Origin of the sequence: Mycobacterium sp. AT1, from assembly GCF_002043095.1 — a bacterium.
GTDB lineage: Bacteria > Actinomycetota > Actinomycetes > Mycobacteriales > Mycobacteriaceae > Mycobacterium.
Genome location: NZ_MVOC01000013.1, coordinates 42062 through 63792, shown reverse-complemented (window position 1 = coordinate 63792; position 21731 = coordinate 42062). Strand labels below are relative to the sequence as shown.

The following is a 21731-nucleotide window of genomic DNA, read 5'->3' as shown; positions in this document are numbered from 1 at the left end:
GCTATACCGCGGACTTCTGCCAGCTGACGCCCGTGCCCGAGGCGCTCATCTCGTCGATGCGGCCGAATGACCCGCGGTAGGACGCGGCGACATGCCGCTCTGGCAACGTGGCGCCGACCTCGGGGAACATCCGCTCGCGCAACGTTCCTGGCGCGTACTCGCGCTGGGCGAGGCCACGATCGCGCAACACCGGCATCACGTGTTCGATGAAGTCGCGATAGGACTCGGGAAAGTACTGTGCAATCATGTTCACTCCGTCGACCCCCGCGTCTTGCCAGAGCTCGAGCTCGTCGGCGATCGACTCCGGGGTGCCGACCATGCGGGTGTTGTATGACAGAGCGCCAACCAAATCCGAGACCTTGGCCTTCTTGCCGGGATTGGCGTCCTCGAACATTCGCGCGTAGCCCTGGATTCCGGAGGCGTCGGTCTGCTCGATCGGCAGGTCGGGGTCGAACTTGGCGAGGTCGATGCCCATGTCACGACTGATGTGCGCCGCGAGGCCGTCGTAGCTCACCAGCTCGTCGACGGCCGCCGACTTGCGCCACGCCTCCTCCTCGGTGCTACCCACCACGAACGAGAACCCCTGGATGAACTTGAGATCGGTTGCGCGCCGCCCCGCGGCGACTGCCAACGCGCGCTGCTCGGCGATGCCCTTGCGCGCACCCTCCAACGTCGGGAAGACGACGAAGGTGCCCTCGGCATGTCGGGCGGCGAAGTCGCGACCTGCCTTCGACGAACCGGCTTGATAGAGAACAGGTGTGCGCTGCGGCGACGGGGAGGCCATGTGCGGACCTAGGACCTGGTATCGCGGCCCTTCGTGGTAGATCCGATGAATCTTGTCGACGTCGGCGTACACGCCGTTCTCTCGGTCGGCGAGGACGGCACCGTCGTCCCAGGACCCCTCCCACAACTTGTAGACGACCTTCATGTATTCGTCGGCCCACGCGTAACGCTCATCGTGGGAAACGATTTCGTCGAAGCCGTAATTCTGCGCCGCATTGTGGGAGACGCTGGTGACGATGTTCCAACCCACCCGCCCGCCACTGAGGTGGTCCATGGTGGACACCTTCCTGGCGAAGGTGAACGGGTGCTCGGCCAATATCGAGCTGGTGAACGTCAGGCCAAGGTTGTCGGTCACGCCGACCAGCGCCGAACACAGCGCGCTCGGATCGTGGCACGGTATTTGCAGCCCCTCCTTGACGTAGGTGTCGACGCTGCCGTTGTAGGCCGGGTCGACGCCGATCACGTCGGCCAGGAACAACGCGTCGAATCGGCCTTCCTCCAACAACTTCGCCAACTCGATCCACGTCGAGAGTTTGTCGAAGTGCATCTGCGTGGTGCTCGGATCGCGCCACAGCCCGTGGTAGACGTGCGATACGACGTTCATCGAAAAGGCATTGAAGAGCAGCCGCTTACGGGTATCGGTCGACGGTGTTGGCATGCGGTCCTCCGTGTTGTCTGACGCGTGGTGAGACCAATGGTCGTGGTCACCGCGGGGCCAGCGATTGGACATCTGCGTCGAATCCGTTGGATTCCCCAGCCAACCGGGTAGCCATGTTTCAGCGTTGTGATCTGGGTAAACGGTGTGTCACGCGGCCCGCACAATGGCGGGTCGAACGCTGTCAGCTTCTGTGTACGGGCGCGTAAGGCGAACGCAGCACGAACGGCACGAGCCCACGCAAGGCTGGAGGACGACAGCGCGTACGTGGAGGTTTCCTGTGGTTCATTGGACGACGGCTGGGCTCGGGCCCGACGAACAGGCGACCTATTGGGCGGACGTCATCTGCGCGGCGTTCACTCCGCTGTCGCCGAGTCGTCAGCGGTCCCACCGCGAATCGAGCGCAGTCCCCGACGGTGTTCCGGGTTGGGTGTCCTCATCACCGCTCGGTGCGACGAACAGCGCAGAGATATCGTCGTGCACCCAGCTCTTGACGCACGGGGCCGGGGAGGTGAAACGCTCGACGGACGAGGTTCTCTTCGTCAACTTCCAGCTCGCCGGTAGCTGCCGCGCCGAGCAGGACGAGCGGCGTTGCGTGGTGGAGCGTGGGTCGTTCGCCGTATTCGACTCGACCCGCCCGTTCTCTCAGGAGTATCGGGAGTCCGCGAGCGGAGAGCCGTGGCGGGTGCTGTCCTTTCGCATTCCGCGTGACGAATGGTTCGACGCTGCCCCGTCACCGGCAGCCGTGGCCACCCCGATCAGCGGCACCTCTGGGAGCGGCGCAGCGGTGGGCAGCTTGATGACCACGCTGTGGTCGGAACGCATGACGCTATCCACGCATTCGGCGACGATGATGGGCCGTGCGTTCACAGGGGTTCTGGTATCGGCGATCGGTCACCACGCTGCGGCTGAGGACGTTTCGAACAATCAGGACCACGCCGAGGCGGTGGTGCGCGTGGCGAAGAGGTACATCCGAAACGCCCTCCCGTTCGGACGAGTCACCGCTACGGAAGCGGCGCGTCGGGCGTCCATCTCCGTCCGGTCGCTCCACCGTGCCTTCCAGGCCCACGGTTCCACATTTGCGGAATGCGTTCGCGAGGAAAGGTTTCAGGGCGCCAAGCTGGACTTGGAGTCGGCGTCCGAACACACGTCCGTCGCCGACGTCGCCGCCCGGTGGGGATACTGTGACAGTTCACATTTGACGCGGACCTTTCGGCAGCGGCTCTCCTGCACCCCCAGCGACTACCGTTCGCGACAGTTGGACCGGGTCGGGCTCAGCGCTTCTTGAGGGCCGGGTGGCTGCGCGCCAGGATGGGCAGCAGCAGCCGACGCGGCAAAATCTTGTAGGCCGCGGCGCCAACCCTGTTGAACACGCCGGGGACGATGACCGTCGCTCCTTCGGCCAACCCGTCCACCGCAGTCGACGCGACCTCGGCGGCGCTGACCCACATCGCCTTCGGCAGCGCCGCCTCCGCGTCGGCATCGGAGATGCCTGCGGCCGCACCGAATTCCGTCTTCACCGGACCGGGGCACAGCGCCGCCGCGACGACACCGGTGCCTTTGAGCTCCTGACCGAGGGCTTGGGTGTAGGACAACACGAACGCCTTGGCGGCGCCGTAGGCGGCCTGTCCCGGCAGGGGCCCAAACGCGCCGACCGACGCGACGTTGAGCACCGCCCCCCGGCCGCGGGACACCATGGCTGGCACGAAACGGCTGCACAGGTCGACCACCGCGGCGACGTCGACCTCGACGAGGTTGAGCTCCGCTGTTGGATCCGACGTCGCGACCGGACCGGACGTGCTGAGGCCGGCGTTGTTGACGAGGACGTCGACGACCAGTCCCAGCTCGGCGACCCGGCCAGGAAGGGCGGCGCGCTCGTCGGCCTTGGAGAGGTCGGCGGCCAGCACGTCGGCGGCCGAGCCGAGCGACGCGGCGAGGGCATGCAGCTTGTCGGCGCGCCGAGCGACCAGCACCACGTGGCGGCCACGCCCGACGAATTCCTTGGCCAGTTCCGCGCCGATGCCGGATGAGGCGCCGGTGACGAGCACGGTCCCGTCGGCGCTTGCCACTGGAAGCATGACCGCAGCCTAGCCTTGGGCGCATGACGCAGGAGCGGCTGACGCCGATCGACGCGCAAACCTTCTGGCTGGCGGGCAAGATTCCGAACGACACCTTCCTGCTCTTCGGATTCGACGGAGGGCCCGCCGACGTGGAGCGAACGCTCGACGACCTGGCGGCCCGCGCCCGTACCAGCCCAGAGCTGTCGGTACGCGTCGACGACGACGGCTCGTGGGGGTATCCGACCTGGGTGCCCCGCGACGTCGACCGGTCGCAGTTCGTGGTGCACGACCTCGAGCGGCCGACCTGGGCGGGCTGCCTTGCCGCGGTCGGTGCGCTGGTCGACGAGCAACTGGATGCCGCGCAGTCCGCATGGCGGTTGCACGTGTTCGCCGACGTGGACGGGGTTCCGGGCGTGGACGGCACAGGAACCGTTGCGGTGCTGCAGATCTCGCACGCGCTGGGCGGCGGTGGGCGCACGTCGGCGCACGCGGCACTGATGTTCGGCAGGGCCGAGGTCCAGGTTCCCGAGATCCATCCACCGCCGACCGGACCAATCAGCCTGCCGGTGGCCGGATTTCGCGCCGCCAGGGCACACCGCAGGCTGACGTCCGACGTCGAGGCCGGGGTGGTGCCCGCGCAGGCGGAGCTCCGCCCGCTGCTACGCACCAACGACCGACCCGCCGGGCCGCGGAGCCTGCGCACCGTCGTCCGGCCGCGCTCCGAGCTGGCGGGCACGACGGTGACGGTGGCGACCCTGTCCGCGGTGTCGGCCGCGCTCGCCGCACGACTGCGGGCGCTCGGTGACGACCCGTCGGCCCTCGGTGCGGAGGTGCCGATGACCAAGCCGCCACCGCGCCTGGCCTACAACCACTTCGGCAACGTCGGCGTGGGCCTGTATCCGGATTTGGCGGCGCAGGAGCGGACCGCCCGAATCGCCGACGACCTCGCGGCCAGGCGGTTGCGCGCCACCCACCCGGCGATGCGCGCCGCGGATCTGGCCTTCGCCGCCACGCCCGCGAGGTTGTTGCGTTGGGGGATGGGCACATTCGACGCCGACGTCCGCCCCGCAGCAGTGACGGGCAACACCGTGGTGTCGAGTGTGAACTGCGGTGCCGCCGACTTCTCCTTCGGCGGGGCACCCGTCAGGATGGCCACCGCCTTCGCCGGGCTGTCACCGATGATGGGTCTGACCCACGTCGTCGTCGGCGTCGGCGACACCGTGACGATCGGCGTGCACGCCGCCGAGTCGGCCCTGGGTGGGCCCGGCGGGATGGACGCCTACGTGGCCGGGCTGGAAGTCGCGCTGTCGGCGGGCTAACCGCGCAGCGCGGCGATGCCGACGTCGAGCGCGGCTTCGAGGTAGCCGATGTCTCCGGTGCTCATCAGCACCAGCACCCCGCCCTGGATGCCGGCCAACAGCGCCGCCGCGGCGCGCGACGGGTCGACGCCCGCGTCGATCTTGCCCTGCGCCTGCATGGCCCGTACGCCCACTTCGATCTCCGAGCGCCACCGGTCGATCAGGGTCGACGTGACGGCCTGCGCGCCTGGTGTGCGACCGATCTCCGACATCACGGTCGACAGTGGGCAGAGTTGACCTTGCCTGCGGTAGCGGTCGACGACGGCGTCGCGCCACCGTTGCCACGCCGCCCACGACACGAGTTGACCGAGGTGCGGCTGCTGATCGCTGAGCACGCGCGCCGCCTCCAGCTCGGCGACGGCGAGCAGCAGTTGATCCTTGCCGCGGGGAAAGTAGTGGAACAGTTGGCTCTTCGACGTCCCGGTGTGGGCCATGACGTCCTCGAGCGTGGTGGCGACCGCGCCGCGAATCCGGATCTCGGCGGCCGCACCGTCGACGATCCGCTGCCGCGTCGCGCGGCCCTTCGGGGTGAGTCTGCGGACGTCGGAATCCGACGTCACCGCCGTGCCGTTTGGACTCACGGGTCCAAACTTTACGCCACGCGCCCGGGGAAAGTGGCCCGATAGATCTAGAACACGTTCTAGTCTTGCCGGCATGGGATTTCTCAAGCCCGACCTGCCGGTGGTCGACTTCGCCGAATGGAGCAAGGGCACGCGCGCGGAGAGAATCCGACCGCTGGCCCGCCACTGGGCCGAGGTGGGGTTCGGCACGCCGGTGGTGCTGCACCTGTTCTACGTCGTCAAGATCCTGCTGTACGTGCTGGCAGGAGGGTTGTTCGCGGTGGCCACCTCCGGGATCGACGGCCTGACCAACGTGACCGCCTGGTACGACGAGCCGATCGTGTTCCAGAAGGTCGTGCTGTTCACCATGCTGTTCGAGGTGGTCGGGCTCGGGTGTGGCTTCGGACCGCTCAACAACCGGTTCTTCCCGCCGATGGGCTCGATCCTCTACTGGCTGCGGCCCGGGACGATCCGGCTGCCACCGTGGCCGACGCGCGTCCCGCTGACCCGCGGCACGGCCCGCACCCCGTTCGACGCCCTGCTCTACGGCGCGCTGCTGGTGGTGCTCGTCGTCGCCCTCTTCTCGGACGGAACCGGACCGATCCCCGTCCTCGACACCACGGTCGGGGTGCTGCCGATGTGGCAGATCTGGACGATCGTCGGGCTGCTTGCCGTCGCCGGCCTGCGCGACAAGGTGATCTTCCTGGCCGCCCGCGGCGAGGTGTACGCGTCGTTCACGGTGGCGTTCCTGTTCGGCGGGGTCGACATGATCATCGCCGCGAAGCTGGTGTGCCTGGTCATCTGGATCGGTGCGGCGACCTCGAAGCTCAACAAGCACTTCCCGTTCGTCATCTCGACGATGATGTCCAACAGTCCGCTGGTGCGGACCAAGGCCTTCAAGCGCGCATTCTTCGAACGTTTCCCTGACGACCTTCGGCCGGGGCGGATCTCGCGGATCGTGGCCCACTTCAGCACCGCCGTCGAGGGACTGGTTCCGCTGGTCCTGTTCTTCACCCACGGCGGCTGGCCGACGGCCGTCGCGGCGGCGGTGATGCTGATCTTCCACTTCGGCATCCTGTCGGCGATCCCGATGGGCGTGCCGCTGGAGTGGAACGTCTTCATGATGTTCAGCGTGCTTGCGCTGTTCGTCGGCCACGCGAGCGTCGGCCTCGGCGACCTCACCAGCCCGCTGCCCATCGTGTTGTTCGCCGTCGTCGCAGGCACGGTGGTGGTCGGAAACCTGTTCCCGCGCAAGGTGTCCTTCCTGCCGGGCATGCGCTACTACGCCGGCAACTGGGACACCACCCAGTGGTGCATGAAGCCATCGGCGGAGGAGAAGATCAAGGCCGGGCTGGTCGCGATCGCGAGCATGCCGCAGTCTCAGGTGGAGCGGATCTACGGCAGCCCCGAGCAGGCGCTGGTCATGCTGCACTCCGGGTACGCATTCCGGGCGATGAACACCCACGGCCGAGCGCTGTTCACCCTGGTGCACCGGGCAATGGCCGACGGCGACGAGGCCGACTACGTCGTCACCGAGGGGGAGCGGCTGTGCAGCACCGCGATCGGCTGGAACTTCGGGGACGGGCACATGCACAACGAACAACTCATCGCGGCGATGCAGGAGCGGTGCGGATTCGAACCGGGCGAGGTACGGGTGGTGCTGCTCGACGCCCAGCCCATCCACCAGCAGCGGCAGGCCTACCGGCTGGTCGACGCGGCCACCGGTGAATTCGAACGCGGCTTCGTGCGGGTGGCCGACATGGTCACACGTCAGCCGTGGGCCGACGACGTTCCCGTCCACGTGACGTGGTCGGCGAACTCCACTACTGCATGACGTCGCGGACCTTGACGTCTTCGAGGCCCTGCAGCAGCAGGTTTCGAGCGGTGTCGAGGTGCTTGCGCCAGTGCATCTCTGCGCCGGCGCCGTCAGCTGCGCGCAGCAGCGTCATCAGCCGCCGATAGGACCGGGTCAGCTTGTCGTAGTCGGCCTTGGACACCTCGCGGTGCTCCTTGATGGCGAATGCCGTGTGACGCACGGTGATCTCGTGCAGCATCCCGGCGATGATCGTCAGGGTGGCGTTGCCCGAGAGCTCCACCATGCGACGGTGGAACTCGCCGGTGGCCTCGGCCAACCGGCCCGACTCCCAGCCCGCGGGGATGTCGTCGGCCAGCATGCCGTCGAGTTCGTCGAGCGCAGCGGGTGACGCCGTCTCGGCGAGGAGTCGCACGGCGAGCGGCTCGATGCCCGACCGTGCGACCAGCACGTCGGCGATGGTGGCGCCCGACAGTTCGAGGAGCAGGCCCGCCGGTCGCGCGACGATCTCCGGACCAGGCACGCGTACCCGCGCACCCGTCCGCGAACCGCGTCGAACCTCGACCAGCCGTTCGGATTCGAGCACCCGCACCGCTTCGCGAAGCGTCGGCCTGCTGACGCCGAAGTGCGTCATCAGCTCGGCCTCGTTGGGCAGGAAGTCGCCCTCTTTGAGCTGGCCGTCGACCACCATGCGACGCAGCGTCCCGGCGACCAGTTCGGCGGTCTTGGGGGAGCGGATGGTCGTGCCACCGCGCTGCGCGACGGCGTCTGGCCCCATCATGGGTGCCAAAGGCGTGTTGCGAGCCACGAGATCTCCGAGCTGTATACGGCTGGTTGTTCAACTCAGTAAACCATGTAGGGCAAGTTTGGCCCGGTTACGCAACCTCGCGTCTACCAACCAGTAGGTTGACCTAGTAAACCTACTGATCTACCTTCGGAACTATCGCATCATCACGCGAACTGTTCGATCACACCACGTCAAAGGAGATGTCCATGGCCGAAGCCGTCATCGTAGAAGCGGTCCGATCACCAGTCGGAAAGCGGAACGGCGGACTCTCCGGCGTTCACCCCGGTGAACTCTCGGCGCAGGTCCTCAACGGCCTCGTCCAGCGGGCCGGGGTCGACCCGGCCTTGGTCGACGACGTCATCTGGGGCTGCGTCATGCAGGCGGGCGAGCAGGCGCTCGACATCGCCAGGACCGCGGTGCTGACGGCCGGCTGGCCCGAGACCGTTCCCGGCGTGACCGTCGACCGGCAGTGTGGGTCCAGTCAGCAGTCGGTGCACTTCGCCGCCGCGGGCGTCGTGGCGGGGCACTACGACATCGTCGTGGCCGGCGGCGTCGAGTCGATGTCACGCACCCCGATGGGCGCCTCGCTGGCCAACGGCGGCCATCCCTACCCCGAGGCGTTCCGCGCCCGCTACACCCAGACCCCGAACCAGGGGACCGGCGCCGAGATGATGGCCGAACAGTGGGGCTTCGACCGCACCACGCTCGACCAATTCTCACTCGATTCCCACCAAAAGGCCGCCGCTGCACAGGATGCCGGCGCGTTCGAAGGTCAGATCGTCGCGATCAAGGACCAAGACGGCAACACCGTGCTGAAGGACGAGGGCATCCGCCGCGGCGGCACCATCGAGAAGATGGCGGGAATCAAGCCGGCGTTCAAGGAAGACGGCGTCATCCACGCCGGCAACGCTTCCCAGATCTCCGACGGCTCGGCAGCGCTGCTGTTCATGTCGGCCGAGAAGGCCAAGGAGCTGGGCCTCAAGCCGCTGGCCAAGGTGCACACCGCCGTGCTGGCGGGCGCCGATCCGGTCATCATGCTCAGCGCGCCGATCCCCGCGACGCAGAAGGCGCTCAAGCGCTCGGGCCTGTCGGTCGACCAGATCGGCGTTTTCGAGGTGAACGAGGCCTTCGCGCCCGTTCCGCTGGCCTGGCTCAAGGACATTGGGGCCGACGAGAAGCGGCTGAACCCCAACGGCGGCGCCATCGCGCTTGGTCACCCCCTCGGCGGCTCCGGTGCGCGCATCATGACGACGATGCTCCACCACATGCGGGACAACGGAATTCAGTACGGCCTGCAGACCATGTGCGAGGGCGGTGGCCAGGCCAACGCGACGATTCTCGAGCTGCTGTGAGCGAAGGCGCGACGGACGTCCCCGCTACTCTCTCTGAGCGGCGCGGCAACGTCCTGCTCATCACGCTGAACCGGCCCGAGGCGCGCAACGCCGTGAACGCCGCCGTCAGCACGGGGCTCGGCGACGCGCTTCACGCGGCTCAGCACGATCCCGACGTCCGCGCGATCGTCGTCACGGGCGCCGGCCAGTCGTTCTGCGCCGGCGCCGATCTGAAGGCGATCTCGCGGCGGGAGAACATCTTTCATCCCGAGCACGCCGAGTGGGGGTTCGCCGGGTTCGTGCAGCACGTCGTCGACAAACCGGTCATCGCCGCGGTGAACGGCACCGCGCTCGGTGGCGGCACCGAACTGGCGTTGGCCAGTGATCTCGTCGTCGCCGAGGAGCGCACCACGTTCGGATTGCCAGAAGTCAAGCGCGGCTTGATCGCTGCGGCGGGCGGGGTGTTCCGCATCGTCGAGCAGCTACCGCGCAAGGTCGCGATGGAACTGGTGTTCACCGGTGAGCCGATGTCCGCAGCCGACGCGTTGAAGTGGGGTCTGGTCAACCAGGTGGTACCCGACGGCACCGTCGTCGACGCCGCCCTGGCCCTCGCCGAGCGCATCACCGTCAACGCTCCGCTTGCCGTCTGGGCGAGCAAGCGGTTGGCCGCCGGCATCGACGACGGGGTCATCACCGCCGACGAAGCCGGCTGGACGAGGACCATGCGCGAGATGGGCACGGTCCTACGGTCCCAGGACGCCAGGGAAGGGCCACTGGCATTCGCCGAGAAGAGACAGCCCGTATGGATGGCGAAGTGAGCCAACTAGGAGAAACACCATGAAGCGATTGATCTTTGCCGAAGAGCACGAGCAGCTGCGGGCGACGGCGCGCCAGTTCCTCGAGAAGGAATGTGCGCCATACGCCGAGAAGTGGGAGAGCGAGCGCATCGTCGACCGGGAGTCCTACGTCGCCGCGGGCAAGTACGGGCTGATCGGGTTCAACATGCCCGAGAAGTTCGGTGGCGGCGGCGTCGACGACTTCCGGTTCAACGCGGTCATCGTCGAGGAATTCTCCAAGTACGGCCTCCCGTCGCCCGGGCTGAGTCTGCAGAACGACATCGTCGGCCCCTACTTCGCCAACCTCGCCACCGAGGAGCAGCAGGAGCGGTGGCTGCCGGGGTACGTCACCGGTGAGCTCATCGGTGCGGTCGCCATGACGGAACCCGGTGCGGGCAGCGACCTTGCGGGTATCAAGACCACCGCGGTCCGCGACGGGGACGACTGGATCCTCAACGGCTCCAAGACGTTCATCTCCGCGGGCATCAACTCCGACCTCGTCGTCGTGGTGGCGCGGACCGATCCCGACGCCGGTCACAAGGGCTTCTCGCTCCTGGTCGTCGAACGCGGCATGGAGGGCTTCACGCGCGGCCGCAAGCTCGACAAGATGGGTCAGCACTTCGCCGACACGGCCGAGCTGAACTTCGAGAACGTGCGCGTCCCCAATGCCAATCTGCTTGGCAAGGAGGGTCGCGGCTTCTATCACCTGATGACCAACCTGCCGTCCGAGCGACTGTCGATCGCGATCGCCGGTGTCGCAGGCGCCCGCGCGACGTTCAACGACACGCTGGCATACGTCAAGGACCGTAAGGCCTTTGGGCAGCCGATCGGCAGCTTCCAGCACAACAAGTTCGTCATGGCCGAGATGGACACCGAACTGGAGATCGCCGAGTCGTACGTCGACCGGTGCCTACAGGCCGTCGTCGACGGTGAACTGACGGCCGTCGAGGCGTCCAAGGCCAAGTGGTGGTGCACCGAGCTTGGCAAGCGCGTCGTCGACCACTGCGTGCAACTGCACGGCGGCTACGGATACATGAACGAGTACAAGGTGGCCCGCGACTACGTCGACGTCCGCATCCAGACCATCTACGGCGGCACCACGGAGATCATGAAGGAGATCATCGGCAAGGATCTCGGCCTCTAACCGGTGCTACAGATGATTTCGGCGCGCCAACCCGCGGATATCGCGGATGGGCGCGCCGAAGTCGCGTAAGCGGGTGGGGTCAGCCCGCGGCCGGCGCGGGGGCCGGTTCGGCTGCCTCGGTCGACGTCGGGGTGCTGGTCGGGGTGAGCGGCTTGCCCGTCCCGTTGAACGACGTCGTCGGGGTGACGGGCGCAGGCGGCGAGTTCGGATCCAGGACGGTGTCCAGGATGTAGATCCTGGCGTTGGCGGCCTGGATGCCGCCGCAGATCACCTTGGCGGTGTCGTTGACCTTGATGTCGCCGTCCTTGCCGGTGACCTTGACCTCGGCGCCCTCTTGGGTGGGGCGCTGGCCGGCCACGTCACCTGGGCCGAGCAGGCCGAGGAACGCGTGGTAGTAGTCCAGCTTGCTCAGCGCGGTCGGATCGGCCTTGATGGCCTCGAGCGCGGCGGGATCGAGCTTGGCGAAGGCGTCGTTGTTCGGCGCGAACACGACGTACGGGCCGTTCTCGAGAACGGGCACGATGTTGACGGCGGGGTTCAGTCCACCGTTGATCGCCGACGTGAAGGTGCTCAGCGACGGAATCTTGGCCAGCACCTGACCGACCGGCAGGGTGGCCAGGGTCTCCTTGGTGGCACCACTTGGCGCCAGCTCGGCGCGTACCGGATCGCAGTTGCCCTGCCAGTCCGGCAGCGGCTTGGCGTCGGCCGTCGCAGTCGGTGGGGGATCCGCCTGGGCGTTGATGGCCAACGGCAGCGATACGGCGATCGCGGCGACCGCGGCGGACATTCCAATGGCTCGGCTGGTGCGAGTCTTCACTTTCGGCTCCTCAACGTGTCTGATCGCGCCGCCTTAGAGCCCGACTCTCGTGGCGACGCCAACCGAAGCGTAAGGGCTCAGATCACGAATCGGCAAAGTCAGCGTCCGGCGCGACCGGCTCCGGACCGGCCTGATCAAGGGGGGCGACGTGCTGTTTCCGCACGCTGAGACACAGCAGCGCAGCCACGGCGCACAGCCCCGAAGCGAGGTAGAACGCCAGGTCGTAGTCGCCCTGTAGATCGCGCAGCCACCCGGCGCCCGCTGCGGCGACCGCGGCCCCCAGCTGGTGCGAGGCGAACACCCAGCCGAACACCACCGGTGTCCGCGCCCCGAAGTAGCGGCGGCACAGCACGATGGTCGGCGGCACCGTCGCGACCCAGTCCAGTCCGTAGAAGATGACGAACACCCAGGTGCTCGGCTCGGCGTGCGGCGAAAGCAGCGACGGCAGGAGCAGCAGCGAGACGCCCCGGCCCAGGTAGTAGACGACGAGCAGCAGTCGCGGATCCACGCGGTCGGTCAGCCACCCCGAGAAGATCGTCCCCGCGACGTCGAGGATCCCGATCGTCGCGAGCAGCCCGGCCGCCACGGTGGTCGGCATGCCGTGGTCGTTTGCGGCCGGGATGAAGTGGGTGCCGATGAGACCGTTGGTCGTCATCCCGCAAATGGCGAAGCTGCCGGCGAGCAGCCAGAACGCCGGCACCCGCAGCCCGATCCGCAACCCGTCGAACGCTGCGCGGAAGCTGCCGGTCGGCACCACCGCGGGCACGCTCGTCGTCGCGCCATATGCGTTGAGCCCGACGTCCCTCGGGTAGTTCCTCATGAACACCAGCACCAGCGGGACGACGCTCAGCGCCGCGGCAGCCACGATGATCGACGCCCACCGCCAGCCGTGACGGGTGGTCACCTCGGCGACGACCGGCAGGAAGATCAGCTGCCCGGTCGCGCTCGCCGCGGTGAGGACGCCGGTGACCAGGCCGCGCCGATGCTCGAACCAACGCGTCGCGACGGTCGCCACGAAGCCCATCGAGATGGATCCGGTCCCCACGCCGACCAGCACGCCCCACAGCAGCACCAGCTGCCAGCTCGCCGTCATCGTCACCGACAGCGCCGACCCCGCCGAAACCAGGAGCAGGGCCACCGTCAGGACCGGCCGGACGCCGAAGCGGTCCATCAGCGCGGCGGCGAACGGCGCGGTCAGCCCGAACAGCGTCATGTTGACCGACATCGCCAACCCGACCGTGCCGTGCGACCAGCCGAACTCGTGGTGCAGCGGGTTCATCATCACGCCGGGCACCGAACGGAAGCCGGCGGCGCCCAGGATGGCGACGAAGCTGACCGCGGCGATCACCCAGGCCCAGTGCAGGCGGGGTCGGCGTTCGACGTCGGGTTCGGCGATTGTCACCAGCACACGATGGCGTCCACCGAACGAAACCGCCAGTGGCATGAATGACACGACTCGTCAAAAACGTGCCAAACTCGACGGATGCACCGCGTGGCCGTCCTACTCCTGCCGCCCGTCGTCGGCTTCGACGCGGCAATCGCCCCGCTATTGTTCGGCGAGGCAGCCGACGACGACGGGCAGCCGCTCTACGAGGTCGTGGTCTGCGGCCTCGGCACCGACCCGGTCGCGACGATCCACGGCTTCGGCATGGTCCCCACCGCAGGTCCTGAAGCGCTGTCGACTGCGGACACCGTCGTCGTCCCCGGCACGAAGTTCGCCTCGGCGCGCAACCACGGCGTCCTGACCCCTGCCGCGCGGGCCGCGTTCGACTCGATCCGGCCGGGGACCCGCATGGTGTCCATCTGCACCGGCGCCTTCGTCCTGGCGGCGGCCGGCCTCCTCGACGGTCGGCGCGCCACGACGCACTGGAAGTACGCGTCCGAGCTGCGCGGCATGTTCCCCAGGGTGTCCGTCGACGAGAACGTCCTCTTCGTCGACGACCGCGACGTGCTGACCTCTGCGGGCCTGGCGGCGGGAATCGACCTGTGCCTACACGTGATTCGTTCCGACCACGGGGCTCAGGTCGCCAACGCGGTCGCCCGACACTGCGTCGTGCCGCCGTGGCGGGAGGGTGGGCAGGCGCAGTTCATCGATCGGCACCTGCCGGTGCAGGACGACGCGACCACCGCGTCGACGCGGGCGTGGGCGTTGGCGAACCTCGGCGAGGACCTGACAGTCGAGCAGCTGGCCAGGCACGCCCACATGAGCCCGCGCACCTTCAACCGCCGCTTCCGCGAGGAGACGGGTCAGGCGCCAGGAGCGTGGATCCGCAACCGGCGGGTCGACCATGCCCGCGAGCTCCTGGAGTCCGGCGACCTGACCGTCGACGAGGTCGCCCGCCTCGCGGGCCTGGGAACCGGCGGCAATCTGCGTCACCAGCTGCGCCGCGGGCTGGGGATGTCACCGTCGAGTTATCGCAAGGTCTTTCAGGGCGCCTAGCCGAGAGCGGTCCCGGGCCCACGTGTATCCGTCTCGGGTGTTGCACGGATCACCCCTGCTCACTATGGTAGAACCACTCTGTGGTCATCCACAGTGGGCGACGGCGCCCTTCCAGTGGTTCGCGAGCGCTCCGGTCGGCGCGAGTGGGCCCCGCTGGCGAGAACTGGAGATGAACATGCGAAACGCGCTGTCCCGCAACGGATTCAATGCGACTCGCCGGCCTGTGATCCTGACCTGTTGCGCCGCGTCGGTAGCCGGTGGCGTGTGCCCGTGACGCCCCGCCCGATCGTCGGCGCGGTTGGGAGCGAGCCGTGACCCACCCGTCGGACGATTCGCCACGGCGACGCCGCTTTCGGCCGACCCTGGACGTGGCGGGGCGCGCGGCCGTGGTGGTCGGCGGCGGCGGTTCCGCACTGCGGCAGGTGGCGGCGTTGATCCAGGCCGGTGCGGTGGTCTCGGTGGTGAGCGAACGGGTCGGTGCCACGATCGCGGACCTGGCCGGGCGCGGCTCGCTGACGTGGCATCGGCGTACGTTCGTCCCCGCCGATCTCGACGGCGCATGGTTGGCCGTGGCCGCCACCGACGGCACCGACACCGATTGCCGGATCGCCGCCCTCTGCGATGAGCGGCGCATCTGGTGCCTGGTGGAGCGGCCCGCCGAGCGTCGCGTCTCGGCGACCGGGCGCGTGACACTCGTGGGCGGTGGCCCCGGCGACCCCGGACTGCTCACGGTTGCCGGTCTCGAGGCGTTGCACGATGCCGACGTCGTGGTCACGGACCGGCTCGCACCGGTCTCGCTACTCGCGGATCTGGACCCCGGAGTGGACGTCGTCGACGTCGGCAAGATTCCGTTCGGCAAGGCCACTCCGCAGGGTGAGATCAACCGGATCCTCATCGGGCATGCGGCCGCAGGCCGAAACGTCGTGCGCCTCAAGGGCGGCGACAGCTTCCTGTTCGGCCGTGGCGGCGAGGAGTTGTTGGCCTGCGCGCAGGCGGGCGTCGACGTGACCGTGATCCCTGGCGTCTCGTCGGCGCTGGCGGTGCCTGCGATGGCAGGCATGCCGATCACCCACCGTGGGCTCACCCAGGGCGTGACGGTGGTCTCCGGTCACGTGCCGCCCGAGGACCCGGCGTCGACGGTCGACTACGAAGGTCTGGCGCGCGTCGGCACGACGCTCGTCTTCCTGATGGCGGTCGCCACTCTCCCCGCGATCACGCGTGCGCTGCTGCGGCACGGGCTGAATCCCGCGACTCCCGCAGCGACGATCGAGAACGGGACGACGCCCCGCCAGCGCGTCGTCCGTTCGACGCTGGCCGGGATCGCCGACGCGGTGGCCGAGGCCGCGATGACACCGCCCGCCGTCACCGTGATCGGCGCGGTTGCGGCGTTCGAAACACGCAGCGGTGCACGAGGTTTCGCCGGTCCTGCCGCACTTCTCAACGGCCTGGCGCCGCTGTCCTGAGGAGGCACCACCAGCTACGCAGGTGAAGCGGTGTGCCAATCGGGTCGAAGACGCGGGCGACCGTCGAGCCAACCCCGCCAATTTGTTGCGCACATCACGTTGTCGGCTCTATGGTAGAACCACACATTGGTCGTCCCATAGTTAGGCACATCCATGAATGAACCGTCGGCGCTGCCCATCCGCGTGATGCTCGCGAAGATCGGCCTCGACGGGCACGACCGCGGAGTGAAGGTCGTGGCCCGCACCCTGCGCGACGCGGGTATGGAGGTCATCTACACGGGGCTGCATCGCAGCCCGGCGCAGGTCATCGAGGCCGCTACCCAGGAGGACGTCGACGTGCTGGGCGTCAGCTTGCTCTCCGGCGCGCACATGCCGATCTTCACCAAGATCTTCGAGATCCTCGACGGCATGGAGGAGCGGCCGCGGTTCGCCATCGTGGCCGGTGGCGTGATGCCCGACGAGGACGAGGTGGAACTCCAGAAGATGGGCGTCGCAGCCGTTCTCGGCCAGGACACCACGCCGGAGACCATTGTGGAAACCATCACGGCGGCCGCCCCGGTGGAAGCGACTTCCTAGTGTCCACGCCGCAGCCGGAGATGGAGTCGTGGAGTTGGCCTCCACGCTACGACCCCGGGTACCGACCCTCGGCGGATCAGGACCACTGGTTCCCAATCCGCGAAACCATGGAACCCGAACGGCGCGACGCGAAGATCCTCGAACGCATTCAGCAGCTGATGGCCTATGCGTGGGAGCGCGCGCCGTTCTATCGACGGAAGTGGTCCGAGGCCGGTCTGGAACCGGGCGACATCACTTCCCTCGAGGCCTTCGAACGGGTCCCGGTGATCTACAAGGAGGAGTTGCGCACCGACCAGGCCGCCAACGAGCCCTACGGCAGCTACCTGTGCATCGACCCGGTCGACGTCACCCACATCAAGGGCACGTCGGGAACCACTGGTCGGCCAACGGCATTCGGCATCAGTCAGGACGACTGGGTGGCCGTCGCCAACGCCCACGCCCGGGTGATGTGGGGGATGGGCATCCGCCAGGAGGACGTCGTCCTGATCGGTTCACCGCTGACCCAGTACTGGGGCAGCTGGGGCGCCTACAGCGGAGCGGAACGCCTTGGCGCCGCGGTGTTCCCGTTCGGCGCAGGCTTCTCCGGTCAGAGCCTGAGAACGCTGCAGTGGATGAAGCAGATGTCGACGACCGTGTTCTACGGAACGCCGTCCTATGCGCTGCGCCTGGCCGAGGTCGCCACCGAGAACGGCATCGATCCGCGGGCGCTTGGCCTGCGCAAGATGTTCTTCTCGGGTGAACCCGGCGCGAGCGTGCCCGCCATTCGGCAGCGGATCGTCGACGCCTTCGACGTCGAGGTCTACGACTCGGGCAGCATGGGCGAGGTCGCACCCTGGATGCACCTGGGCGCCAGCGAGAACGGGCCCGGCGTCTTCGCCTGGCAGGACCTGGTCTACACGGAGGTGTGCGATCCCGCGACGATGCGACGGGTTCCGTACGGCAGCGAAGGCACCCCGGTGTACACGACGCTGGAGCGCACGTCCCAGCCGATGATCCGGCTGCTGTCCAACGACCTCACCAGCTGGGAGGCGCCCGACGCCTCCCGCGGCCGGACGTATCCGTTCTTGCCGAAGGGCATCTACGGCCGCATCGACGACATGTTCCAGATCCGCGGGGAGAACGTGCATCCCAACGCCATCGACGAGGTGGTGATGAGCGCCGAAGGCTATGGGGGAGAACATCGCATCGTCATTTCTCGCGAGGCGTCGATGGACGAGTTGATGGTTCAGGTCGAGTTCGATCCCGCCAGGACGACGGTGACGCACGACTTGTTCGTCAAGCGCGTGGGCGAGGACCTGCGGCACGTGCTGGGTGTCGGTGCGAAGGTCGTGACGGTGTCGCCATCCACGTTCGAGCGCACCGACTTCAAGGCACGTCGCGTCGTCGACGACCGCAACCTCTTCGAATCCCTTGGGCGGGAGTCCTTGTCGTGAGCAGCACCACCGCCGCGAGTCCCGTGGCGGCGATGGCCGATCGGATCCGAGCCGGATCGCAGGTGTCCCTTGCGCGAGGCCTCACCCTCGTCGAGAGTCGGTCGGACGCAGCGATGGAATTGCTGGCCGAGATGTGGAAGGACAGCGGCCGGGCTCACGTCGTGGGTATCACGGGTCCTGCGGGCAGCGGCAAGAGCACGCTAGTGCTGCGGATGACGCAGGAGTACCTCGCTCGCGGAATGCGGGTGGCGATTCTGGCGGTCGACCCGTCCAGCGCCTATTCGGGCGGGGCCATCCTCGGCGACCGCATCCGGATGACCGAACTGGCGGGCCACGACGACGTCTACATCCGTTCGATGGCGTCGCGCGGCGCGACCGGCGGCCTGTCGCGCGCCGTGCTCGACGGCATCGTCCTGCTCGATGCCGCGGGGTTCGACGTGGTCATCCTCGAGACCGTGGGCGTCGGCCAGGCGGAGGTCGACGTGATTAGCGTCGCGCATTCCGTGCTGGTGGTCAGCGTGCCCGGTCTCGGCGACGACATCCAGGCCATCAAGGCCGGGCTGATCGAGATCGCCGACATTCACGTGGTCAACAAGGCCGACCGCCCCGGCGCCGACATGACCGTCAAGCAGTTGCGAGAGTCGCTGCGCCTGGCGCACAACCTGGCGAGCAAGTGGGACGTGCCGATCCTGAAGGTCACCGCCGCCACCGGGGACGGCGTCGTCGAACTGCTCGACAGGACGGCCGAACACCGCACCTGGCTGGCCGAGCACGGCGCTCTGCAGGACATCGAGCGACGCAACGCTGCGACCCGGATCCGTTGGGCCGCCGAGGCGCTAGTGGCCCATCGGCTCCGTTCTGGCAACCGTGACTTCGACGCCGCCGTCGAGGCGCTGATCGCCCGCGCGGAAGAACCGAGGCACGCGGCTGCCCGGTTGCTGAGCGCCATGGAAGTAGACCCCACCGACGTCAACGGAAGAGGACGAGCATGACGACGACCGACCCCCTGTCAGACCCCGTGGAAGCGTCGGCCGCCGAGGATCGGGGACCCGCCACCGATCCCGTGTCGCACCCCGGCGAGGAGCCGACGGCCGAGGAACTGCGCCTCGCCAGCGACGCGCTGCGCAAGCGCGCGCAGGCCGAACTCGAGCACTGGGAGGACCACGAGCTCGCCGACTTCATCGCCCGCGCTCCCGAGGCCCGGGAGACCTACCTCACCGGCGCCGGCATGCCCGTCAAGCGCGTATACGGACCGCAGGATCTGCCCGAGAGCTACGACGAGGTCGGCCTCCCCGGCAAGTTCCCCTACACCCGCGGGCCGTACCCCACGATGTACCGCGGGCGTAAGTGGACCATGCGACAGATCGCCGGCTTCGGTCAGGCAGAGGAGACCAACAAGCGGTTCCAGTACCTGATCGCTCAGGGTCAGACCGGGCTGTCGGTCGATTTCGACATGCCGACGCTGATGGGGCTCGACAGCGACGACGAGATGAGCCTCGGCGAGGTCGGTCGCGAGGGCGTGGCGATCGACGTGCTGCCCGACATGGCGGCGCTGTTCGACGGCATCGACCTGGAGAACATCTCGGTGTCGATGACCATCAACCCGTCGGCGTGGATCCTGCTCGCGATGTACGTGGCGGTCGCAGAAGACCGTGGCATGGACCTGAACAAGCTGTCCGGGACCATTCAGAACGACATCTTGAAAGAGTATGTCGCACAAAAGGAGTGGGTCTTCCCGGTCCGTCCAAGCATGCGCATCGTGCGCGACTGCATCGCCTACGGCGCCGAGCACATGGCCCGTTACAACCCGGTCAACATCAGCGGCTACCACATCAGCGAAGCGGGCGGGAACGCACTGCAGGAGGTCGCCTTCACCATGGCGATCACCAAGGCCTACGTCGAGGACGTCGTCGCCGCCGGCTACGACGTCGACTCGTTCGCCTCGCGGTTGTCGTTCTTCTTCGTCTCGCAGGCCGACCTCTTCGAGGAGGTCGCGAAGTTCCGCGCCGTGCGCCGGTACTACGCGAAGATGATGAAGGAGCACTTCGGCGCGAAGAAGGCCAACTCCATGCGGCTGCGCTTCCACGCCCAGACCGCGGCGGCCACGCTCACCAAGCCGCAGCCGATGGTGAACATCGTCCGCACCGCCCTGCAGGCCCTGTCCGCCGTGCTCGGTGGCGCGCAGTCCATCCACACCAACGGACTCGACGAGGCGTACACGATTCCCAGTGAGATGGCGATGAAGCTCGCCCTTCGCACCCAGCAGATCATCGCCGACGAAACCAACGTGACCAACGTGATCGACCCTCTCGGCGGCTCGTACTACGTCGAGGCCCTCACCGACGAGATCGAGAAGGGCATCGGCGAGTACATGGACAAGGTCGAGGCGATGGGCGGCGTCGTCCCGGCCATCGAGCAGGGCTTCTTCCAGAAGGAGATCTCCGACAGTGCCTACGACTACGCCAAGCGGAAGGCCAGTGGAGACCGGCCGGTGATCGGTGTCAACAAGTACGTCGACTCGGGTGAGGACCAGAAGATCGAGATCCACAAACTCGACCCGGAGTCCGAGGCACGCCAGATCGCCCGGCTGAAGCAGACGCGGGCGGATCGCGATCCGGAGCGCGCCGAAAAGGCGCTGGCCGACCTCCTCGCGGTGGCCCGCGACGACGAGGCAAACCTCTTGCCGGCGACCATCGAGGCCGTCCGCGCGCACCTGTCGATGGGCGAGATCACCGGCGCCTTGCGCGAGGTGTTCGGCAGTTATCAGGAGACGCCGGTGTTCTGACGCGCTGTGCCGGTGCCGGCCACTGGAGGGGTAAACCAACGGGTGGTCGGTACCATCGGTCCGCAAGGACCGTCCTGGCGAAGGAAGAGGTGGCGCCGTGACCGAGGGAACTCAGTCCGACTGGAAGCCCTTGCCGAGGATGCGTACCCACGAGCAGGTGATGGCGGAGATCGAGAATCGCCTGATCTCGGGAGCGCTCAAGGCGGGTGACCGGCTGCCGCCGGAGCGGCAATTCGCCGAAGCCCTCGGCGTCAGCCGTGGTGCCGTGCGCGAGGCGCTGCGAATCCTGGAAGCCATCGGGGTGGTCGAGGCGGGCACCGGGTCCGGGCCCACGTCGGGATCGATGATCGTCAAGGACAGCATCGCCGGGATGGCGATGGTGCTGAGGATCCATCTGCAGCTGGCGTCCTTCACCCAGGAAGACCTCGTGGAGATCCGACTCCTGCTCGAGGGGATGGCGGTTCGCAAGATGGCGGAGAACGCCGCCGAGGACGACATCGCCGACCTGCGCGGGATGATCGACGAGATGCGCGGTGTCCACACCACGGCGTCCTACAACGACCTCGATGCCGCCTTCCACGTCAGAATCGTGCGAGCGTCGGGGAATGGCTTGGCCGCCATCCTCATGGCCGCACTGCGCGAGGCTCTTCGCCAGGCCATGGTCACTGCCTTCGAGAGCCTCGAAGATCCCGTCGGCACGATGACGCTACTGACCGACGAGCACGCAGCCATCGTCGAGGCCATCGCGGCCGGCGACCCGGACCGTGCCGCCGATCTGGTGGGCAAGCACATCCGGGGCTTCTATCAGTCCGTGGGCTTCAGCGACATGAAGTGGGCCGGCTGACGTTCCGGCTCTAGCTCTCAGGGCGTCGCTGCTCTTAGGGCCGCTC

Annotated in this window: 19 protein-coding genes; 13 read left to right on the top strand and 6 right to left on the bottom strand. The window is 67.7% G+C overall.

What is annotated here, in order from left to right; all coding sequences use genetic code 11:
- Position 1: 1 nt before the first annotated feature.
- A complete protein-coding gene (locus B1790_RS07575; RefSeq protein ID WP_079922623.1) occupies positions 2-1441 on the bottom strand; it encodes an NtaA/DmoA family FMN-dependent monooxygenase in 1440 nt (479 codons plus the stop codon).
- Between the two features lie 427 nt (positions 1442-1868).
- Here B1790_RS07575 and B1790_RS07570 point away from each other — a divergent pair, with 427 nt between their 5' ends.
- Positions 1869-2726 (top strand): helix-turn-helix domain-containing protein, encoded by an 858-nt coding sequence (locus tag B1790_RS07570; RefSeq protein WP_369832302.1) that lies wholly within the window; start codon positions 1869-1871, stop codon positions 2724-2726.
- On the opposite strand, the gene B1790_RS07565 is transcribed toward B1790_RS07570, so the two are convergent.
- Positions 2713-3516 carry an SDR family oxidoreductase gene (locus tag B1790_RS07565; RefSeq protein ID WP_079922603.1) on the bottom strand — a complete coding sequence of 268 codons (804 nt, stop codon included), beginning with the start codon at positions 3514-3516 and terminating at the stop codon, positions 2713-2715. The two genes, B1790_RS07570 and B1790_RS07565, sit on opposite strands and share 14 nt — an antisense overlap.
- Positions 3517-3539: 23 nt before the next feature.
- Here B1790_RS07565 and B1790_RS07560 point away from each other — a divergent pair, with 23 nt between their 5' ends.
- Positions 3540-4817 carry a DUF1298 domain-containing protein gene (locus tag B1790_RS07560; protein WP_079922602.1) on the top strand — a complete coding sequence of 426 codons (1278 nt, stop codon included), beginning with the start codon at positions 3540-3542 and terminating at the stop codon, positions 4815-4817.
- Here B1790_RS07560 and B1790_RS07555 read toward each other — a convergent pair.
- A complete protein-coding gene (locus B1790_RS07555) occupies positions 4814-5437 on the bottom strand; it encodes a TetR/AcrR family transcriptional regulator (RefSeq protein ID WP_233164989.1) in 624 nt (207 codons plus the stop codon). The genes B1790_RS07560 and B1790_RS07555 overlap by 4 nt on opposite strands.
- Positions 5438-5510: 73 nt before the next feature.
- Here B1790_RS07555 and B1790_RS07550 point away from each other — a divergent pair, with 73 nt between their 5' ends.
- Positions 5511-7250 carry a DUF3556 domain-containing protein gene (locus tag B1790_RS07550; RefSeq protein ID WP_079922600.1) on the top strand — a complete coding sequence of 580 codons (1740 nt, stop codon included), beginning with the start codon at positions 5511-5513 and terminating at the stop codon, positions 7248-7250.
- On the opposite strand, the gene B1790_RS07545 is transcribed toward B1790_RS07550, so the two are convergent.
- Entirely contained in the window at positions 7240-8037 is a 798-nt protein-coding gene (locus B1790_RS07545) for a FadR/GntR family transcriptional regulator (protein ID WP_079922599.1), read from the bottom strand. The genes B1790_RS07550 and B1790_RS07545 overlap by 11 nt on opposite strands.
- A 185-nt stretch (positions 8038-8222) precedes the next feature.
- Between B1790_RS07545 and B1790_RS07540 the strand changes: the two genes are divergently transcribed.
- Genes B1790_RS07540 through B1790_RS07530 form a run of 3 tightly spaced genes read left to right on the top strand, consistent with a single transcriptional unit; the run spans position 8223 to position 11327 of the window.
- Positions 8223-9368 carry an acetyl-CoA C-acyltransferase gene (locus B1790_RS07540; RefSeq protein ID WP_079922622.1) on the top strand — a complete coding sequence of 382 codons (1146 nt, stop codon included), beginning with the start codon at positions 8223-8225 and terminating at the stop codon, positions 9366-9368.
- A complete protein-coding gene (locus B1790_RS07535) occupies positions 9365-10165 on the top strand; it encodes a crotonase/enoyl-CoA hydratase family protein (protein WP_079922598.1) in 801 nt (266 codons plus the stop codon). The genes B1790_RS07540 and B1790_RS07535 overlap by 4 nt, the downstream gene beginning before the upstream one ends.
- Positions 10166-10184: 19 nt before the next feature.
- On the top strand, positions 10185-11327 hold the full coding sequence (locus tag B1790_RS07530; protein WP_079922597.1) for an acyl-CoA dehydrogenase family protein: 1143 nt from the start codon (positions 10185-10187) through the stop codon (positions 11325-11327).
- A gap of 79 nt (positions 11328-11406) precedes the next feature.
- On the opposite strand, the gene B1790_RS07525 is transcribed toward B1790_RS07530, so the two are convergent.
- Both B1790_RS07525 and B1790_RS07520 read right to left on the bottom strand, forming a co-directional pair.
- The gene (locus B1790_RS07525) at positions 11407-12144 is read right to left on the bottom strand and encodes a fasciclin domain-containing protein (RefSeq protein WP_079922596.1); all 738 of its coding nucleotides are present in this window, start codon (positions 12142-12144) and stop codon (positions 11407-11409) included.
- 82 nt (positions 12145-12226) lie between these two features.
- Positions 12227-13549, bottom strand: a complete 1323-nt coding sequence (locus B1790_RS07520) for an MFS transporter (RefSeq protein WP_369832304.1) — start codon at positions 13547-13549, stop codon at positions 12227-12229.
- 78 nt (positions 13550-13627) lie between these two features.
- Here B1790_RS07520 and B1790_RS07515 point away from each other — a divergent pair, with 78 nt between their 5' ends.
- The 7 genes from B1790_RS07515 (at position 13628) to B1790_RS07485 (ending at position 21685) form a co-directional block, all read left to right on the top strand.
- A complete protein-coding gene (locus B1790_RS07515; RefSeq protein WP_079922594.1) occupies positions 13628-14584 on the top strand; it encodes a GlxA family transcriptional regulator in 957 nt (318 codons plus the stop codon).
- Positions 14585-14895: 311 nt separating this feature from the next.
- Positions 14896-16047, top strand: coding sequence for a uroporphyrinogen-III C-methyltransferase (cobA, locus tag B1790_RS07510; RefSeq protein ID WP_233164987.1), 1152 nt, complete (start codon positions 14896-14898; stop codon positions 16045-16047).
- A gap of 153 nt (positions 16048-16200) precedes the next feature.
- Positions 16201-16623 (top strand): cobalamin B12-binding domain-containing protein, encoded by a 423-nt coding sequence (locus tag B1790_RS07505; RefSeq protein WP_079922593.1) that lies wholly within the window; start codon positions 16201-16203, stop codon positions 16621-16623.
- 107 nt (positions 16624-16730) lie between these two features.
- Complete coding sequence (locus B1790_RS07500; protein WP_198951942.1) at positions 16731-18056, top strand: phenylacetate--CoA ligase family protein; 1326 nt, start codon at positions 16731-16733, stop codon at positions 18054-18056.
- The gene (gene meaB, locus B1790_RS07495) at positions 18053-19048 is read left to right on the top strand and encodes a methylmalonyl Co-A mutase-associated GTPase MeaB (protein ID WP_233164986.1); all 996 of its coding nucleotides are present in this window, start codon (positions 18053-18055) and stop codon (positions 19046-19048) included. The genes B1790_RS07500 and meaB overlap by 4 nt, the downstream gene beginning before the upstream one ends.
- Positions 19045-20841 carry a methylmalonyl-CoA mutase family protein gene (locus tag B1790_RS07490; RefSeq protein WP_079922592.1) on the top strand — a complete coding sequence of 599 codons (1797 nt, stop codon included), beginning with the start codon at positions 19045-19047 and terminating at the stop codon, positions 20839-20841. Before meaB ends, B1790_RS07490 begins: the two co-directional genes overlap by 4 nt.
- A gap of 97 nt (positions 20842-20938) precedes the next feature.
- Positions 20939-21685: a FadR/GntR family transcriptional regulator gene (locus B1790_RS07485; protein WP_142271114.1), complete on the top strand. Its 747-nt coding sequence runs from the start codon at positions 20939-20941 to the stop codon at positions 21683-21685.
- Positions 21686-21731: the final 46 nt, after the last annotated feature.

Bases quoted from the DNA above. Each gene is read 5' to 3' on its own strand.
- B1790_RS07575 (WP_079922623.1), bottom strand. From the start codon at position 1,441: ATGCCAACACCGTCGACCGATACCCGTAAGCGGCTGCTCTTCAATGCC.
- B1790_RS07565 (WP_079922603.1), bottom strand. From the start codon at position 3,516: ATGCTTCCAGTGGCAAGCGCCGACGGGACCGTGCTCGTCACCGGCGCC.
- B1790_RS07560 (WP_079922602.1), top strand. From the start codon at position 3,540: ATGACGCAGGAGCGGCTGACGCCGATCGACGCGCAAACCTTCTGGCTG.
- B1790_RS07550 (WP_079922600.1), top strand. From the start codon at position 5,511: ATGGGATTTCTCAAGCCCGACCTGCCGGTGGTCGACTTCGCCGAATGG.
- B1790_RS07540 (WP_079922622.1), top strand. From the start codon at position 8,223: ATGGCCGAAGCCGTCATCGTAGAAGCGGTCCGATCACCAGTCGGAAAG.
- B1790_RS07530 (WP_079922597.1), top strand. From the start codon at position 10,185: ATGAAGCGATTGATCTTTGCCGAAGAGCACGAGCAGCTGCGGGCGACG.
- B1790_RS07515 (WP_079922594.1), top strand. From the start codon at position 13,628: ATGCACCGCGTGGCCGTCCTACTCCTGCCGCCCGTCGTCGGCTTCGAC.
- B1790_RS07505 (WP_079922593.1), top strand. From the start codon at position 16,201: ATGAATGAACCGTCGGCGCTGCCCATCCGCGTGATGCTCGCGAAGATC.
- B1790_RS07500 (WP_198951942.1), top strand. From the start codon at position 16,731: ATGGAACCCGAACGGCGCGACGCGAAGATCCTCGAACGCATTCAGCAG.
- B1790_RS07490 (WP_079922592.1), top strand. From the start codon at position 19,045: ATGACGACGACCGACCCCCTGTCAGACCCCGTGGAAGCGTCGGCCGCC.